General features: G+C 39.7%; 16 protein-coding genes. 1 reads left to right on the forward strand and 15 read right to left on the reverse strand.

Annotated features, from left to right (window positions below):
- Positions 1-77: 77 nt before the first annotated feature.
- On the reverse strand, positions 78-2288 hold the full coding sequence (locus ACWPVF_RS05505) for a ComEC/Rec2 family competence protein (protein ID WP_454385135.1): 2211 nt from the start codon (positions 2286-2288) through the stop codon (positions 78-80).
- Positions 2272-2913 (reverse strand): helix-hairpin-helix domain-containing protein, encoded by a 642-nt coding sequence (locus tag ACWPVF_RS05510; protein WP_414307461.1) that lies wholly within the window; start codon positions 2911-2913, stop codon positions 2272-2274. The genes ACWPVF_RS05505 and ACWPVF_RS05510 overlap by 17 nt, the downstream gene beginning before the upstream one ends.
- A 229-nt stretch (positions 2914-3142) precedes the next feature.
- On the opposite strand from ACWPVF_RS05510, the gene ald reads away from it, so the two are divergent.
- On the forward strand, positions 3143-4255 hold the full coding sequence (gene ald / locus ACWPVF_RS05515) for an alanine dehydrogenase (RefSeq protein WP_414307462.1): 1113 nt from the start codon (positions 3143-3145) through the stop codon (positions 4253-4255).
- A gap of 46 nt (positions 4256-4301) precedes the next feature.
- Here the strand turns inward: ald and ACWPVF_RS05520 are convergent, their stop codons facing one another.
- The 13 genes from ACWPVF_RS05520 to proB form a co-directional block, all read right to left on the reverse strand.
- Complete coding sequence (locus ACWPVF_RS05520; protein WP_414307674.1) at positions 4302-5288, reverse strand: PhoH family protein; 987 nt, start codon at positions 5286-5288, stop codon at positions 4302-4304.
- Between the two features lie 84 nt (positions 5289-5372).
- Positions 5373-5588, reverse strand: a complete 216-nt coding sequence (locus ACWPVF_RS05525; protein WP_001232086.1) for a YozE family protein — start codon at positions 5586-5588, stop codon at positions 5373-5375.
- Positions 5589-5596: 8 nt separating this feature from the next.
- Positions 5597-6451, reverse strand: coding sequence for an RNA-binding virulence regulatory protein CvfB (gene cvfB / locus ACWPVF_RS05530; RefSeq protein ID WP_414307463.1), 855 nt, complete (start codon positions 6449-6451; stop codon positions 5597-5599).
- A gap of 60 nt (positions 6452-6511) precedes the next feature.
- Complete coding sequence (gene frr, locus ACWPVF_RS05535; RefSeq protein ID WP_178894893.1) at positions 6512-7069, reverse strand: ribosome recycling factor; 558 nt, start codon at positions 7067-7069, stop codon at positions 6512-6514.
- A gap of 8 nt (positions 7070-7077) precedes the next feature.
- Positions 7078-7815, reverse strand: a complete 738-nt coding sequence (gene pyrH / locus ACWPVF_RS05540; protein ID WP_414307464.1) for a UMP kinase — start codon at positions 7813-7815, stop codon at positions 7078-7080.
- Between the two features lie 83 nt (positions 7816-7898).
- The gene (trmFO, locus tag ACWPVF_RS05545; protein ID WP_414307465.1) at positions 7899-9233 is read right to left on the reverse strand and encodes a methylenetetrahydrofolate--tRNA-(uracil(54)-C(5))-methyltransferase (FADH(2)-oxidizing) TrmFO; all 1335 of its coding nucleotides are present in this window, start codon (positions 9231-9233) and stop codon (positions 7899-7901) included.
- 133 nt (positions 9234-9366) lie between these two features.
- On the reverse strand, positions 9367-10245 hold the full coding sequence (gene rsmI, locus ACWPVF_RS05550) for a 16S rRNA (cytidine(1402)-2'-O)-methyltransferase (protein ID WP_414307466.1): 879 nt from the start codon (positions 10243-10245) through the stop codon (positions 9367-9369).
- 2 nt (positions 10246-10247) lie between these two features.
- Positions 10248-10565: a DNA replication initiation control protein YabA gene (yabA, locus tag ACWPVF_RS05555; RefSeq protein WP_016465702.1), complete on the reverse strand. Its 318-nt coding sequence runs from the start codon at positions 10563-10565 to the stop codon at positions 10248-10250.
- Between the two features lie 36 nt (positions 10566-10601).
- Entirely contained in the window at positions 10602-11486 is an 885-nt protein-coding gene (locus tag ACWPVF_RS05560) for a DNA polymerase III subunit delta' (protein WP_045615081.1), read from the reverse strand.
- Positions 11483-12121 carry a dTMP kinase gene (gene tmk / locus ACWPVF_RS05565; protein ID WP_414307467.1) on the reverse strand — a complete coding sequence of 213 codons (639 nt, stop codon included), beginning with the start codon at positions 12119-12121 and terminating at the stop codon, positions 11483-11485. The genes ACWPVF_RS05560 and tmk overlap by 4 nt, the downstream gene beginning before the upstream one ends.
- A gap of 109 nt (positions 12122-12230) precedes the next feature.
- Positions 12231-13028, reverse strand: coding sequence for a pyrroline-5-carboxylate reductase (proC, locus tag ACWPVF_RS05570; RefSeq protein ID WP_414307468.1), 798 nt, complete (start codon positions 13026-13028; stop codon positions 12231-12233).
- A gap of 3 nt (positions 13029-13031) precedes the next feature.
- Positions 13032-14294: a glutamate-5-semialdehyde dehydrogenase gene (locus tag ACWPVF_RS05575; protein ID WP_454385141.1), complete on the reverse strand. Its 1263-nt coding sequence runs from the start codon at positions 14292-14294 to the stop codon at positions 13032-13034.
- Positions 14295-14303: 9 nt separating this feature from the next.
- Positions 14304-15413, reverse strand: coding sequence for a glutamate 5-kinase (proB, locus tag ACWPVF_RS05580; protein WP_414307469.1), 1110 nt, complete (start codon positions 15411-15413; stop codon positions 14304-14306).
- Positions 15414-15467 lie beyond the last annotated feature (54 nt).

A 15467-nucleotide genomic window follows, 5' to 3' on the forward strand; every position in this document is an offset into this window, starting at 1 on the left:
ATTTTATAGCAAAAAGGTTCTAAAATCAAGTTTTGATTGATTGTTTAGACAATTCTAATTTTCTTGAAACTCTAAGTTCATCGAACTGTTTCTATTTGCCAGGTACTCCAACCTTTAAAACGAATGGCTCCCTTTTGGTCCGTTTTGTAAATCGAATTCCCAAGTTCATGGTTATTCTCCCCATTTTTTTCTTTAAATTTTTTCTTCTTGTCTACTGAAATGACCGTGATTTTAGGTTGTAAGGTTTTGAAGACTTCGACATCATTCTTTTTCTTAGCTGTTTCCTGATGAGTTATCACTACATCTGTTTGGAGTTTTGGATAAGAGTTTGCTAAGAACTTCTCCTCTGTATTTCCAGTAACTAGAAAGGTTTGATCTAGTAACTTTCCATACAAGACCATTGAATCCTTTTTATCGCTATTTTGGCTAGTGAATGCTTCCAAACTACTCCCAAAAATAAACAACTGCTGCCCTGTTTTAATAGCAGCTACCTTGATTTTGGTTTCCTTCAGTTTATCCATAAATTCTCTCTTAGATAAAGTTTCTTCAGTTACTAGAATCTCTCCAAGCTCGACGGCTTTACTAATTTCTAACACATGATCTAGTTGCTTAGGTTCACTTTTCGTTAAAACAAGTTGATCAATCTTGGCCACTCCTCGACTTTTCAGATAAGGGATTAAACTCCGTTTGACATTGCTAGAGGAAACCCTCTCCTGCCAGGTTTCTTTCTTTTCAGTTTCAGACTTTTCTCCGACATCCAGTAGTATGGTCTTTCCTGTCATGTCTCTTAGGAAAATACTTCGTCCCTGTTCCATATCTAGGACTGTGATTTCATTTTCTAGTGGATGCTTGGTTACTAAAAAGAATGAGATGGCAACTATGACAAGCATAGGTATTTTTTTCAAATTCTTTCGATAGTCATAGATGAGAGCTAAAGTAATCAAAAGAAGGATTAAAATCCAAAGACTCGGCTGACCAAAAACAAGAGGCCTTGTAGATAGCTGAGAAATGTAGCGTATGATATTTTCTAGCCATTCAAAGAGAAAGTTGAACTGGGTGTTGGGATATATAAATGACAGACAGAAGAGAATCGATAAAAGTGGCAATAAGACCATGTCAAACAAGAAAGAAAAGGCAAAAGTTAGGAGAATAGACCACGGTTGAAATTCAGAAAAGTAGAAAGATAAAATTGACAAAATTCCCAAAGAAATAATGCAACTCTCTCTAACCAGACCTTTTATCCCTGCTACTTCCTCACCAGTCATTGTCAGAATAAAGGCATAAGCACAGGAAAGAACTCCCCCAGCAGTTAAGAAAAAGTTCGGCATGATAAGAAATAGAACAAGAATCGTTAAAGCAAAATTATCCAATGATTTGAAGCCATGCTGAGCCACTAGCTTTTGTAGAAGACTACGAATAACTGAAGCTGAAAATCCTGTCAAGCCTGCATAAAACAAAGAAAATGGATAAGCTAGCCATTTTAACTTCTCTTGCGTCAAGCCCAATCGCAAGAGTGACTTTTTAAAAGCATTCATGAAAAATCCGACCTGCATTCCAGACAAAGCAAAAAGATGAATAATCCCTAAGCTGGAATAAAGTTCATTCATTTCCTCAAAGTCTGTGTCTAAATGTCCCAATAAAAGACCGGTCATATAGTTACGCATAGGATCAGGAAAATTTCGTTTAACCCAGACAACTGCCTTTCTCCTCAAACTTGATAGATTTTCTCCGATATCCCAACTACTTGTTTGCTTTAATTCAACAATTTCGGATATAGTTAAGGTCTGATAAATTCCTTGCGTTTTGAGATAGTTTCGATAATCAAAACCAGCAAAATTGTTTGCCCCTTGAGGACTAGCTAACTTGCCTTTCATAACCATTTCATGCAGATCAGACAACTGCTGAAATTTTTCTTTTTCAGATTCTGATTGGAGCTTATAATAGACCTGAAAGAGTCTACCATCAGCCTTGCCACGAAAAGACAAGCTATCACCATTTACCTTGATGGTGTCCGGTAAGACTCGGACTGTATCAACTGTATTGACTAGATGTTGACTAGCTTCTTCTTGCTGCCATTTTTGAAATACAAACCAGCTCCCAAATAGGCTACAAACCAATAGGACCTTGACCACAGTCTTCCATGGAAATTGGAAAAAGAGGCATACTAGTAAAAAGACAAAGCCCAAAAGTGCTAAGAAATTTGCTGAAAATATTGCATAGTAGAGCCATAGCAAAAGAAAACTAAGATAGATTTTTGGGATGGGAAAACGATTAATCCACTGTGACATACTCTTTTAACTTTTCTATCGTTTTTGCACCAATACCAGAAACCTTTTTAAGCTCATCAACTGACTTAAACTTACCGTTGGATTCACGATGGTCAATGATATCCTGAGCACGTTTAGCACCTAATCCTTTAACTTGTTTAAGTTCCTCTAAACTGGCTTTATTGAGATTGACTTTCTTACTTTCCTTGTTGTTAGAGGTATTTGATTGTGATTCTTGACTGGTAGCTTCTTCCTTGGTCGGAACATAGACTAGTGCTTCGTCACTAATTCTCTGGGCTAGATTGATAGACTTACTATCGGCATTATCTGTCAAGCCACCAGCTTTCTGGACAGCATCATTGATGCGACTACCTACTGGCAAATCATAAATCCCTGGCAATTTAACAGCCCCTTTGACATCAACAGTAATTAAATCTTGCTCCACTGCTTCTTCCTTATGATTCCCATCCTCCTTTTCATCCGTCGAATCCTTCGAAACATTTGTAAGTTCTGTTTGCACCTTTGTTTCTTTAGCAGGGGCTTGAGCGACTGGCTTGAGGAGAAAAAATCCACCCAAGACCAAGCCCAAACTAACACAGATAACAATGATTTTATATTCTTTGATTTTCTCAATAAGTACTTCCATATTTTCTCCTCTCTTAACTTATTCGTAAGAGAAAGAAAAAAACAGCTAAAAAATCTTTTCAACTGCTTACTTATTTGCAAAATAGTCTTCCTTGGTCAAGATTTCTGAAAATAAGTTTACAAGTTTTTCTTGCAATTTAAAGCGGTTTCATATACAATAAAATCATCACAAAAAATCAAAAAAATGTGATATAAAACTGAAACTGTCTGATAGAAAGTGAGTTATATCTATGTTAATTGGAATTCCTAAGGAAATTAAAAATAATGAAAATCGTGTTGCTTTGACACCAGCTGGTGTACAGAGTCTCGTTGGTCGTGGCCACCGTGTCCTCATCGAAACAAATGCTGGGCTTGGTTCAGGATTTACAGATGCCAACTATGAAAAACAAGGTGCTGAGATTGTTGCTACAGCTGCTGAGGCTTGGGCTGCAGAGTTAGTTGTTAAAGTGAAAGAACCACTTGCTAGTGAATATCAATATTTGCGTGAGGATTTACTTCTCTTCACCTACTTGCACATGGCCGCCGCTCCAGAATTAGCAGATGCTATGCTTGCATCTAAAACAACTGGTGTCGCTTATGAAACTGTTCGTGATACTGAAGGACAACTTCCTCTCCTCGTCCCAATGAGTGAGGTTGCAGGTCGTATGGCTGTACAAATCGGAGCTCACTTCTTGACGAAACAAGCTGGTGGTTCAGGGGTCTTACTCGGTGGTGTACCAGGTGTTCCAAAAGGAAAAGTAACCATCATTGGTGGTGGTGTGGTTGGTACACATGCAGCTCGTATCGCTCTTGGTTTGGGAGCGCAAGTAACTATTCTTGATATCAGCGCCAAACGCCTAGCAGTCCTAGAAGACGTCTTTGGTCACCAAATTCAAACTCTGATGTCTAACCCATTTAATATCGAAGCAAGTGTTCGTGAAGCAGATGTTGTGATTGGTGCTGTCTTGATTCCTGGTGCCAAAGCTCCGAAATTGGTAACAGATGACATGGTTCAACAAATGCGTCCTGGTTCTGTCATCGTTGACGTCGCTGTCGACCAAGGTGGTGTTATTGCAACAGCTGATCGCGTTACAACTCACGATGAACCTGTCTATGAAAAACATGGGGTTCTTCACTATGCTGTTGCCAACATTCCTGGTGCAGTTGCACGTACATCTACCATCGCCCTCACAAATGTGACACTTCCTTATATTGAAGCCTTGGCAGAAAAAGGCTTTAAGAAAGCGATTCTTGAAGATGATGGTTTGCGTGAAGGGGTTACAACTTATCAAGGTCAACTAACTAGTCAACCAGTTGCGGAAGGTTTAGAACGTGACTATACACCTATTAGTGAACTTGTTTAATAAGATATTCAAAAAAATAAGAGCAGTTTTTCAACTGCTCTTTTTCTTATTCAGTTTCTTCTTGGTTTTCTTCAGCCTTAGCAGCTAGCGGTTCATATGCTCTAATAATCTGAGCAACGACTGGATGTCGGACCACATCCTTGGCCGAGAAGTGTACAAAGTCAATCTGGTGAATGTTCTTGAGTTTTTCCTGAGCATCAATCAAACCTGACTTAACATTCCGCGGCAAGTCAATCTGACTGATATCTCCATTGACAATCATTTTAGAATTGAATCCTAAACGTGTCAAAAACATCTTCATCTGCATGATGGTCGTATTTTGCGCCTCATCCAAGATGACAAAGGCATCATCCAAAGTACGTCCACGCATATAGGCAAGTGGAGCGATTTCAATGATTTCACGTTCCATGAGACGAGTCGTTTGGTCTTTTCCTAGAATCTGGTACAAGGCATCATAGACAGGTCGAAGATAAGGATCTACCTTTTCCTTGAGATCACCTGGAAGAAATCCTAGACTCTCGCCCGCTTCCACTGCTGGTCGAGTCAAGATAATACGCTTGACCTGTCCACGCTTGAGAGCTGTCACAGCCAAAGTCACTGCAAGGAAGGTCTTCCCTGTACCAGCAGGGCCAATTCCAAAGGTTACATCATGGTGCTTCACACTATCGACATAGAGTTTTTGCCCCAAGGTCTTCACACGAATTGGTTTACCAGTATTATCCTTGATAATTTCTTCTTCGTAAAGGGCGACAAATTTATCAATTTCATGGTTTCGAACCATATTGATAGCTGTCACCACGTCAGGAGTTCCGACAGTCATCCCACGATTCACCAAAACCATCAAGGCTTGAATAACTTGCCGTGCTTCCTCACACGCAGACTCCCCTCCCAAGACTTGGACAATCTCTGTACGGGCATGGATGATGACATCTAACTCATCCTCCATCAAGCGAAGATGGCGTTCATTAGAACCAAAAAGGTGAAACAAGTCATCTGGATGACTCAGCTGAATATCTATTGAATGTTCCTTCAAATAAAGAACCTCTCTCATACTTTAATTTCTTTTTATTATAACAAAGGCTTTTAGAAATTGCTATCCCTAACATCCCTAGCAGGTTTAATGTTCTAAATATTCCTGCCAGATACGGTCAAAATCACCTAAGTTAAAGGAAAAACTAGCATGTTCCTCTAAAAAACGACTCACTTGATCGAAATCATCTGTATGTTTCGGAAAGGCGGACTCCTCAAAAGCCAGATCCGCTAAAATTGCTTTGGGACTATTGCTTTTAGGATTGCGCTCGGTCATGAGCCAAGTATAAAATGATTTTCTCATAAGCCTCCCTAAATTAATTCGGTACCAAACTGATCTTGCTTGATTTTGCCAGCCTTCATCAAACCACCAAGAGCTTTTTTAAACTGACCTTTTGAAATACCAAAAGTAGCCTTGATATCATCAGGTGATGACTTATCGTTCAGGGTCATGAAACCGCCATTGCTTTCCAAGTAAGTCAGGATCATTTGGGCATCATTTTCTAACATCTCAAAAGATCGTGGTTTTAAAGAAAGATTAAGCGTTCGGTCAACCTCACGGAATCCAATGACACGCGCATCTAAAACTTGTCCCAAACGTGGTTCTGCATAGCGCTCACTTGGATGGATAAATCCAAGCATGTTGTTCTCTGGTAAATAAACGAAGGTTCCTGATAATTTGAGACGGTAAACAATGGCAGGCCAATTTTGATTCTGCATGTTATTGTAGGCAGGACGTGCCAATCGTTGGAAATCTTCCTGATAAGCTAAGATTCCCCAGATACGGTCCTTCTTATCCACTTCTAGGCGAATATAAAGACGATCACCCTTCTTAGGCCAGAGCTCTTTCAGTTCAGGCAGGATATCAAGTGACACAACGATTTCCTTGTCAGGAAGTCCTGTATCAACAAAAACACCCAAATCCTTACGAACCTCTGTTACTGTACCCCAGCCAAATTGGTCCTGAGTTGCAGTCACTTCTTGAGTTGTCAAGCGAAGTTTTTGCTTCATGTCTGTGTAAGCAAAACCTTTGACCGTATCACCAACCGCATGCTGACCTTCTTCCTTAGCAAGAGCGTATGTTTGACCATCCTTTTGAACAAAGTAAAAACAGTCATTTTCATCGATGATAAGTCCAACGATAAAACTTGCAAGATTTGTATTCATGTTTCCTTCTTTCGAATAAAACTCAGCCAGCAATGCCAACTGAGTTTTTCTGTTTATTTCTTAGACTTCCAAGATTTCTTTTTCTTTATTGGCAGTCATCTCGTCGATGTGTTTAACAGCATCGTCTGTCGCTTTTTGAATATCTTTTTCAAGAGTCTTCAATTCATCTTCAGTGATTTCTTTAGCTTTTTCTTGTTTCTTAGCTTCATCCATAGCATCACGACGGATATTACGGATAGCTACTTTAGCATTTTCACCAACTTTTTTCACTTCTTTAGCGAGATCGCGACGAGTTTCTTCTGTAAGAGCTGGGATAACCAAGCGAATAACAGAACCATCGTTAGCTGGTGTAATTCCAAGATCTGAAGCGTTCAAAGCACGCTCGATATCCTTCAATGAAGATTTATCAAATGGTGTTACCAATAAAACACGCGCTTCAGGAATCGTGATAGAAGCGATTTGATTCAGAGGTGTTTCGACACCATAGTATTCAACAGTAATACGGTCAAGCAAGCTAGCGTTAGCACGACCTGCACGGATACCACCAAATTCACGAGCAAGTGAGTGGTGAGATTGAGTCATTCTCTCTTTAGCTTTTTCTACAATTGCGTTAGCCATAATTTTTCTTATTCCTTTTCTTCGATATTATTTGAAACAGTTGTTCCGATATTTTCACCAAATACAACACGTTTGATATTGCCCGATTGGTTCATATTAAAGACTACCAAGTCAATATCGTTATCCATAGATAGAGTTGAAGCTGTTGAATCCATGATACGGAGTCCTTTATTAATGACATCACGGTGAGTCAATTCTTCAAATTTAACAGCAGTTTTATCTTTCTTAGGATCGGCATTGTAGACACCGTCTACACCATTCTTAGCCATCAAAATAGCGTCTGCTTCAATTTCAGCTGCACGAAGAGCTGCTGTTGTATCTGTAGAGAAGTAAGGTGAACCAATTCCTGCACCAAAGATAACGATACGTCCTTTTTCAAGGTGGCGAAGGGCACGTCCACGAATATAAGGCTCCGCTACTTGTTGCATGGCAATAGCTGTTTGTACGCGAGTATCAACCCCTACTTGTTGCAATGAATCTGCCATCACAAGAGCATTCATGACTGTCCCAAGCATTCCAGTGTAATCCGCTTGAACACGATCCATACCAGCTTCTGCTGCAGGTTCTCCACGCCAAAGGTTTCCACCACCGATAACCAAGGCAACTTCAATTCCTAACTCGTGAACTTCCTTGATTTCTTGAGCCATACTTTGAACAGTTTTGATATCAATCCCGACACCACGTTCGCCAGCAAGGGCTTCACCAGATAGCTTGATTAAGATACGTTTATACTTAGGTTCTACCATTTTCTCTCTCCTTTTTTTATCCTACCTATTTTATCACAATTTCAAAGATTTTTATAGTATCATGAGCAATTCTTTCAAAAAAATTAGACAGATAAAAATTTCTCTAAATCAGACAAGGCACGCTCTGCGATTTTCTCATAACGAGTCTTTTTATCACGGATTCGTTCACCTTCTAATTCTTTGATAATTCCGAAATTGACATTCATAGGTTGGAAGTGTTTGCTATCAGCATGGGTGATATAATGAGCTAAACTTCCGATTGCAGTTGTCTCTGGGAAAATAGCTTCGCTTTCTCCCTTGAAAAGACGAGCTGCGTTAATACCTGCTACTAACCCTGAAGCTGCTGATTCAACATATCCTTCCACACCTGTCATTTGCCCAGCAAAGAATAGATTTGGTTGTTTCTTAGAACGATAAGTCTGCTCAAGGAGATTTGGAGAGTCCATATAGGAATTGCGGTGCATAACGCCATAACGGACAAACTCGGCGTTTTCAAGACCTGGAATCATTTGGAAGACACGCTTCTGCTCTCCCCATTTGAGGTGAGTCTGGAATCCTACGATATTGTAGAGACTTCCAGCTGCATTGTCCTGACGAAGCTGAACGACTGCATAAGGAGTTTTAAAGTCTCCATCACGAGGTCCCTTGTAATCTTCTGGATATTCTAGTCCAACTGGTTTCATAGGACCATAGAGCATAGTTTTAATGCCACGTTTGGCCATGACTTCAATTGGCATACAGCCTTCAAAGTACTTTTCTTTTTCAAAAGAGTTAAGAGGTGCTTCTTCTGCATTGACCAAGGCTTCATGGAAATCCATAAACTCTTGTTTGGTCATCGGAGCATTGAGATAGGCAGCTTCTCCTTTATCATAACGAGACTTAAGGTAGACCTTATTCATATCAATGGTATTGACATCAACAATAGGTGCTGCAGCATCGTAGAAATAGAAACCATCTCCTCCATTGAGTGCATGAATTTTCTCAGCAAGAGCATCACTTGTTAAAGGACCAGTTGCTACAACTGTAATAGCATCTGTTGGCAATTCTGTGATTTCGTCACGAACTACTTCAATCAATGAATGATTAGCAATTTTTTCAGTGACCATTTGAGAGAAACCATCACGGTCAACCGCGAGAGCACCACCAGCAGGAACACGTGTTGCTTCTGCCGATTCCAAGATAAGAGAACCTAGGCGACGCATTTCTTCCTTGAGAAGACCTACAGCATTTGTAAGAGAATCTCCACGCAAAGAGTTTGAGCAAACCAACTCAGCAAAATTGTCTGTTTTATGTTGAGGTGTTGATTTGACACCACGCATTTCATAAAGTTTAACTGGAATACCACGCTCTGCAATTTGGTAGGCTGCTTCCGAACCTGCCAAACCAGCACCAATAACATTGATATAAGATTGAGACATGACACTAATACCTCTTTGGGTGCAAACTAAGTCCAAATTAAAACAAGCTACTAGACTGTTTGATACCCACAAATCTTTCTATTTTTTCTTTTACTAGTATAACAAAAAAAGGGAAGAAGGCAAACTTCCCTGTTTAGTCATTAGATTGATTCTCTTCCCACTCATGGTAGGCAGCGTAGAGCTGGCTTTTGTTCCACTGATAAATTTTAGCGACTTCCTTAATAGCTTGATTTTTCTTGATTCCTTGTTGGATACGTTCTTGGATTTCTGAGAACAAGTCCTCCTCATCCTTATCTTCTACTTCTTGACTAGCACCTTCTACAATGAGAAGGCATTCGCCTTTGAGCGGTGTTTGAGAAATATTTTCTAATAATTCAGTAATACTTCCACGTTGGTATTCTTCATAAATCTTAGTCAATTCTCGAACTAGAACCACTGAACGATCACCGTAGACCTCTAGCATATTTTCTAGAGTATCAGCCACGCGATGTGGAGATTCATAGAAAATCTGGGTCTCAGGATACTCTTTTTTTGATTCGAAAAATTGCTTTTGTTGTCCCGATTTTCGAGGTAAGAATCCATAAAAGATATGAGGTTGGGGGGCTAAACCACTGGCAATCAAGGCAGAAATTCCTGCGCTAGCACCTGGAACTGTGACAACTGCTATATCCTCTTCAATTGCAGCCTTAACCAAATCGTGACCTGGATCTGAAATGCTAGGAAGTCCTGCATCAGAAACTTGAGCAATACTTTGACCTTGTTTCAACAAATCAATCAAATCAGGAATCTTTTCCTTGGCATTGTGCTCATGAAAACTGATTTGTTTGGTCGGAATATCAAAATGCTTGAGTAAAAGCCCAGTATTTCGAGTATCCTCGGCAGCAATCCAGTCCACTTCTTTCAAAGTCTGAATGGCACGATAGGTCATATCCTCAAGATTTCCAATCGGCGTTGCAACAAGATATAGCTTACCATAAGGTGACTGACCTTTAAAACTTTTTTGAATCTGCATGCTTACTCCCTAAACAACAACTCATCACAGAACATACATTCTGCATCTTGTTCACGACGCTGTCCATAAAAATCACGACACACATGAAAGCCATCTTCATAGATTCGACGAACATTTTCTCGAACATGCTTGGTCTTTGCAGGAGCAGAATCCTCTTCCTCTCCTAAGCGCTCTCTCAGTTTATCATTTTCCAAGCGAAGAGCTGTATTCTCTTCTACTACACTTTTGAGATTTTTTTTGATGGCTTCGACATCTGCCAAGGTCGCCAACAACTGTTGAGAAAAATCATCTAAGGCATCAAATAATTCTTTCTTGTTCATAGACAGCCCTTTCTTTTTTCTGTTTTCATCTTTATATTATTGTAAAACGAGGTATTCCAAAGCATTTTGGAAAGACACATTTGCCTTCCACATTCTTCTAGCTTCGACAAGATTTTGCAAGATTCTACGAGCTGAATTTTTTAGAATCTCTTGTCCAGCGATTACTTCTAGAATTCTAAATACCTGGTCTTGCTTTTCTTTGTCGTCTGCTAAACTAGCTAATTTTGCCACCTGCAAATACGCTTCCTTTTTCCCAGTTTCTAACCATGCAAAGAAACGCTCACTTTCTTCTACCAAAGTCCAAAAACTAGGTTGATTGATCAGTTTTTCGGCTTCTGCTTGCGATTGGCTAAACTCAGCTAAAAGCCTTGCTTTATTTTTGACTAATCCTGCTTTCTCGAGTTCAACCATAAGATTTGCCACTTGTTTCTTAAATTGGAAAATCTGTGTCCGACTTCGAATGGTTGGCAAAATTTGTTCTTGATCATTGGTTAAGAAGAAAATATAGATTTCACTTTGAGGTTCTTCGATAATCTTTAGAAGTGAATTAGCAGCATTAACATGCATTTTTTCAGCTTGTTCAATGATAAAAACCTGACGTTGATTTTCAATCCCTGATTGAGAAAACTGACTAACTAGTTCTCTAATTCTTTCTGTTTTTATAATCTGATTAATGGGACGAATAATTGTGACATCAGGAAATTCTTCTTGGTCAATCAACTTACAATTTCGACAAGACTCGCAGGGTAAGACCCCCTGTTTTTCAGTACAAAACAAACTCTTAGACAGAAATAAAGCCATCTCCATACTTCCAAAAAAGCCTGAAAAGAGATAGGCATGATTGAGCTGTTTTTGTTCTAAGATATGAACAAAACGTTCAAATTGTTGTGGTTGACAAGCTTTTAATTCCTCTTGATTCATTCTTGCAGCCCCATTCTGTCAAATAAGACTTTCTTAGTATTCTCAACAACTTGATCTAGTGGTAAGCTGGCATCAATCTTAACAATGCGATCACCTTCTTTTTCAAGAAGGGAGAGATATCCCTGACGGACTTTGCGATGCAAGTCTAAACCTTCCAAGTCCAAACGATTGACTTCGCGATCACTGTTTGCCGCAATTCGTTCAAGCCCCTTCTCTACTTCGATATCAAAATAAAGTGTCAAATCTGGTTTGAGACCATCTGTCGCAAATTGGTTGAGCCAATCAATAGCTTCAATATCTAAACCACGACCAAAACCTTGATAAGCAACGGAACTATCAATAAAACGATCCATGATGACCAGTTTCCCTGCTGCAAGTGCTGGTAAGACCTTTTCCACTAGGTGTTGTCTACGACTAGCAATATAGAGTAGAAGCTCTGTCTTAGCATCCATTTGAGTATGACTAGGGTCCAGAATAACTTCTCGAATCTTTTCACCAATCAATACACCACCTGGTTCACGTGTCGTTAAGACCTCAATATTTTTTTCTTCTAACATAGGAAGGATAGCTTCAAGAATACTCGTTTTACCAGCTCCCTCTGGCCCCTCCAGAGAGACTAAAAATCCTTTTGACATGACTAACTCATTTCTTTTTTTCTTCCTTCTATTTTATCAAAAAAATAGGCATTTGTGAAAAGCTTTTTATTCACTAATCATAAAAGAGGCCGGAAAGTATTCCGACCTCTTATTTACCAAGTTCTTGTGTTCGTTTATAGGATTGATAGACTGCATCCATAACTGTTCCCCTAAAAGAATGTTCTTCCAAACTTGCTACACCAGCAATAGTAGAACCTCCTGGGCTACAAACTTGATCTTTCAAAACTCCAGGATGTTGTTGAGTCTTAAGAACCATCTGACCTGCACCTACTACTGTTTGTGCTGCCATTTCCAATGCTGTATCGCGTGGTAAACCTGTTTGCACACCAGCATCTGCCAAAGCTTCGATAAAAAGATAGACAAAGGCTGGTCCACAGCCTGCAAGACCTGTCGCAGCATCGATTAATTGTTCATTTATTTCAACTAATTGGCCTGCCTTACTTAAGAGTCGACAAAAAAGCTCATTATCTTTTGGATGACAGTTTGTAGACTTCGCAAAACTAATCACTCCTTGTCCAATAGCAACAGGGGTATTTGGCATGATACGAATCATGCGATGTTGACTTGGAATCAAATTCTCTAGTTTTTCCAAGGTTAAGCCAGCAGCCATGGAGATCAATAGAAGACTGTCTCTTTTTTCAAGGATTGATTGATATTGTGAAAGCAGTTCAGAGAATTGGGCTGGCTTGACTCCTAAAAAAATCACATCTGCTACTGCAAAAATTTCTTCATTACTAGAAGTCTGTCCGCCGTAGTTGGCTACAAAAGAATCTACTTTAGCTTGACTCCGGTTAGCCAGTAGAACTTGGTTTTCAGATGTTGCAGCTATAACTGCTTTTGCCAAACTAGAACCCATATTACCTAGTCCAATAAATCCAATCTTCATACCTTACTCCCTTATCTGTCCAGAACCATTAACTACATACTTGTAGCTGGTTAATTCTTTTAATCCCATTGGTCCACGCGCATGCAATTTCTGAGTAGAAATACCCATTTCACAGCCAAGTCCAAACTGACCACCATCCGTAAAACGTGTTGAAGCATTAACATAAACCGCTGCTGAATCCACTTGTTCTACAAAATAAGCAGCTGCGACTGGATTTTCTGTTACAATTGCATCCGAATGATGGGTGCTGTGAGCTTCGATATGCTCTACCGCTTCCTCGAGACTCGAAACGACCTTAACAGCAAGGACATAATCTAAAAACTCAGTGTCAAAATCTTGAGACTTAGCTACTTCACCGGAAATGAACTGTCTAGCTTTCTCATCTAGACGCAGTTGAATTGGTTCAAGTCCAGCTTCTTCACGTTCATTCACAAGAACTTGCTCCAAGCGAGGAAGAAAAGTCGCTGCTATATTTTCATGAACCAGCAAAACCTCCATTGCATTACATACAGAAGGGCGACTAGTTTTAGCATTATTGACAATAGAGAGCGCCTTATCCTCATCAGCATCCTTATCCACGTACACATGGACGATACCAGTACCTGTCTCAATAACTGGTACAATAGCATTTTCTACTACTGCACTAATCAAGCCCGCACCTCCACGAGGAATAAGGAGATCTAGGTAGCCTTTCGCCTTCATCATAGCATAGCTACTTTCACGGCTGGTATCCTGCACCAACTGAATGACGTCTGGGTGGATTTCAGTTTCCTCTAATCCTTTTTTCAAAGCAACAACAATAGCATGAGCGGTTTGAAAGGCGTCCTTACCACTACGAAGGACAACTGCATTTCCACTTTTTATAGCTAAAGCAGCCGCATCGGAGGTTACATTGGGACGACTTTCATAGATAATACCAATAACTCCCATAGCTACACGTTTCTTAGTAATCACCAATCCATTTTCAAGATGATTTGTTTCTAGGGTTTCACCAATTGGGTCTGGAAGAGCAACCACCTCACGAATGCCAGTTGCCATATCTTGAATACGACCTGCATCCAAATAAAGACGATCCAACATAACTTCTGAGATTTTACCTTTAGCCTCTTCCATATCACGAGCATTGGCTGTTAAAATCTCCTCAGTAGTTGCTACTAAGTGATCAGCCATAGCTAGCAAGGCTTGGTTTTTAAGCTTTTCACTAGCTGTGTTGATCGACTTTTTTACAGCCTGTACTTGTTCAAATTGTTCTTGTGTACTTACCATAGTTTACCTCTAAAATTCTGTAAAGAGCAGTTGAATTTCAGGAGTAATAGAAATCCAATCATTACGGTGAATCAAGACTCCCTTAGCTTTTTGCGAACGCATCATATCTTCCACGGCAGAAACTCCAAATTGAACACGTCCCTTTCCAAGTGATTGACCAGTTTCTTTATCAGCCACCGTTACAATATCGTGGTAAGAGAAATTACCTTCTACATCTACTACACCAGATAAAAGGAGACTTTTTTCGTTCTTTGTTAATGCTTCTGCCGCTCCACTATCTACCCAAATAATGCCCTGACTTTTTGCATAAAAAGCCAACCATTGTTTCTGGGTACGAAGTCCCTTTTCTTGTGCAAAAAAGAAAGAACCATCATGAGTCTCTTCAGCTGCTTCAATTAAAGCATCAGGTTTCAAGGAAGAACAGATATAAACGGGAACACCTGACTCAGTTGCAATGGTAGCAGCTTTTATTTTCGTTAACATACCACCTGTTCCATTTGAAGATCCAGCACCACCAGCCATATCAATAATCTCACGGTTAATAGACTCAATTTTATCCAAGCGTTTAGCCTTTGGATCTGTGTTAGGATTTCCTGTATAAAGTCCATCCACATCTGTCAAAAGAACTAGCAAATCTGCCTGAACCATAGCAGCCACCTGAGCACTCAGTGTATCATTATCTCCAACTTTCAGTTCATCAATCACTACACTGTCATTCTCATTGATGATGGGGATTGCTCCACGATTAAGGAGAACTGTTAAAGCTTGATGCGCATTTTTATAACGTCTTTTGTCTACAAAATCATCCTGAGTAAGTAAGATTTGTGCAGAGACAATTTGGCGCATGAGGAGGTTGGTTGTATATTCCTCTAAAAGCAAACCCTGACCAACAGCTGCTGCAGCTTGTTTATCAGCAATTTTTGTCGGTCTTTTCTTAAATCCAAGTGGACCAAAACCAGCTGCAACAGCCCCAGAAGATACAAGAATTAATTCATGACCTGACTCGTGTAACATTGAGAGTTGTTGAGTAATTGCCTTCACTTTACTTCGAGATAAACTTCCATCCTTGTGTGTCAATGATGATGTTCCAACTTTAAATACGATTCGTTTATACTTCATATTCATACCTCGTTTTTTATATTTATCCATTTTACCATGAATTTGTGAAAATGT

The organism is Streptococcus sp. Marseille-Q7087, assembly GCF_965111935.1.

What these genes read in the sequence shown, in the direction of transcription:
- cvfB (WP_414307463.1), bottom strand. Translation starts at nt 6,451, where the DNA reads ATGAATACAAATCTTGCAAGTTTTATCGTTGGACTTATCATCGATGAA.
- ACWPVF_RS05510 (WP_414307461.1), bottom strand. Translation starts at nt 2,913, where the DNA reads ATGGAAGTACTTATTGAGAAAATCAAAGAATATAAAATCATTGTTATC.
- yabA (WP_016465702.1), bottom strand. Translation starts at nt 10,565, where the DNA reads ATGAACAAGAAAGAATTATTTGATGCCTTAGATGATTTTTCTCAACAG.
- proC (WP_414307468.1), bottom strand. Translation starts at nt 13,028, where the DNA reads ATGAAGATTGGATTTATTGGACTAGGTAATATGGGTTCTAGTTTGGCA.
- proB (WP_414307469.1), bottom strand. Translation starts at nt 15,413, where the DNA reads ATGAAGTATAAACGAATCGTATTTAAAGTTGGAACATCATCATTGACA.
- ACWPVF_RS05525 (WP_001232086.1), bottom strand. Translation starts at nt 5,588, where the DNA reads ATGAGAAAATCATTTTATACTTGGCTCATGACCGAGCGCAATCCTAAA.
- ACWPVF_RS05505 (WP_454385135.1), bottom strand. Translation starts at nt 2,288, where the DNA reads ATGTCACAGTGGATTAATCGTTTTCCCATCCCAAAAATCTATCTTAGT.
- ACWPVF_RS05575 (WP_454385141.1), bottom strand. Translation starts at nt 14,294, where the DNA reads ATGGTAAGTACACAAGAACAATTTGAACAAGTACAGGCTGTAAAAAAG.
- frr (WP_178894893.1), bottom strand. Translation starts at nt 7,069, where the DNA reads ATGGCTAACGCAATTGTAGAAAAAGCTAAAGAGAGAATGACTCAATCT.
- ald (WP_414307462.1), top strand. Translation starts at nt 3,143, where the DNA reads ATGTTAATTGGAATTCCTAAGGAAATTAAAAATAATGAAAATCGTGTT.
- pyrH (WP_414307464.1), bottom strand. Translation starts at nt 7,815, where the DNA reads ATGGTAGAACCTAAGTATAAACGTATCTTAATCAAGCTATCTGGTGAA.
- rsmI (WP_414307466.1), bottom strand. Translation starts at nt 10,245, where the DNA reads ATGCAGATTCAAAAAAGTTTTAAAGGTCAGTCACCTTATGGTAAGCTA.
- ACWPVF_RS05560 (WP_045615081.1), bottom strand. Translation starts at nt 11,486, where the DNA reads ATGAATCAAGAGGAATTAAAAGCTTGTCAACCACAACAATTTGAACGT.
- tmk (WP_414307467.1), bottom strand. Translation starts at nt 12,121, where the DNA reads ATGTCAAAAGGATTTTTAGTCTCTCTGGAGGGGCCAGAGGGAGCTGGT.
- trmFO (WP_414307465.1), bottom strand. Translation starts at nt 9,233, where the DNA reads ATGTCTCAATCTTATATCAATGTTATTGGTGCTGGTTTGGCAGGTTCG.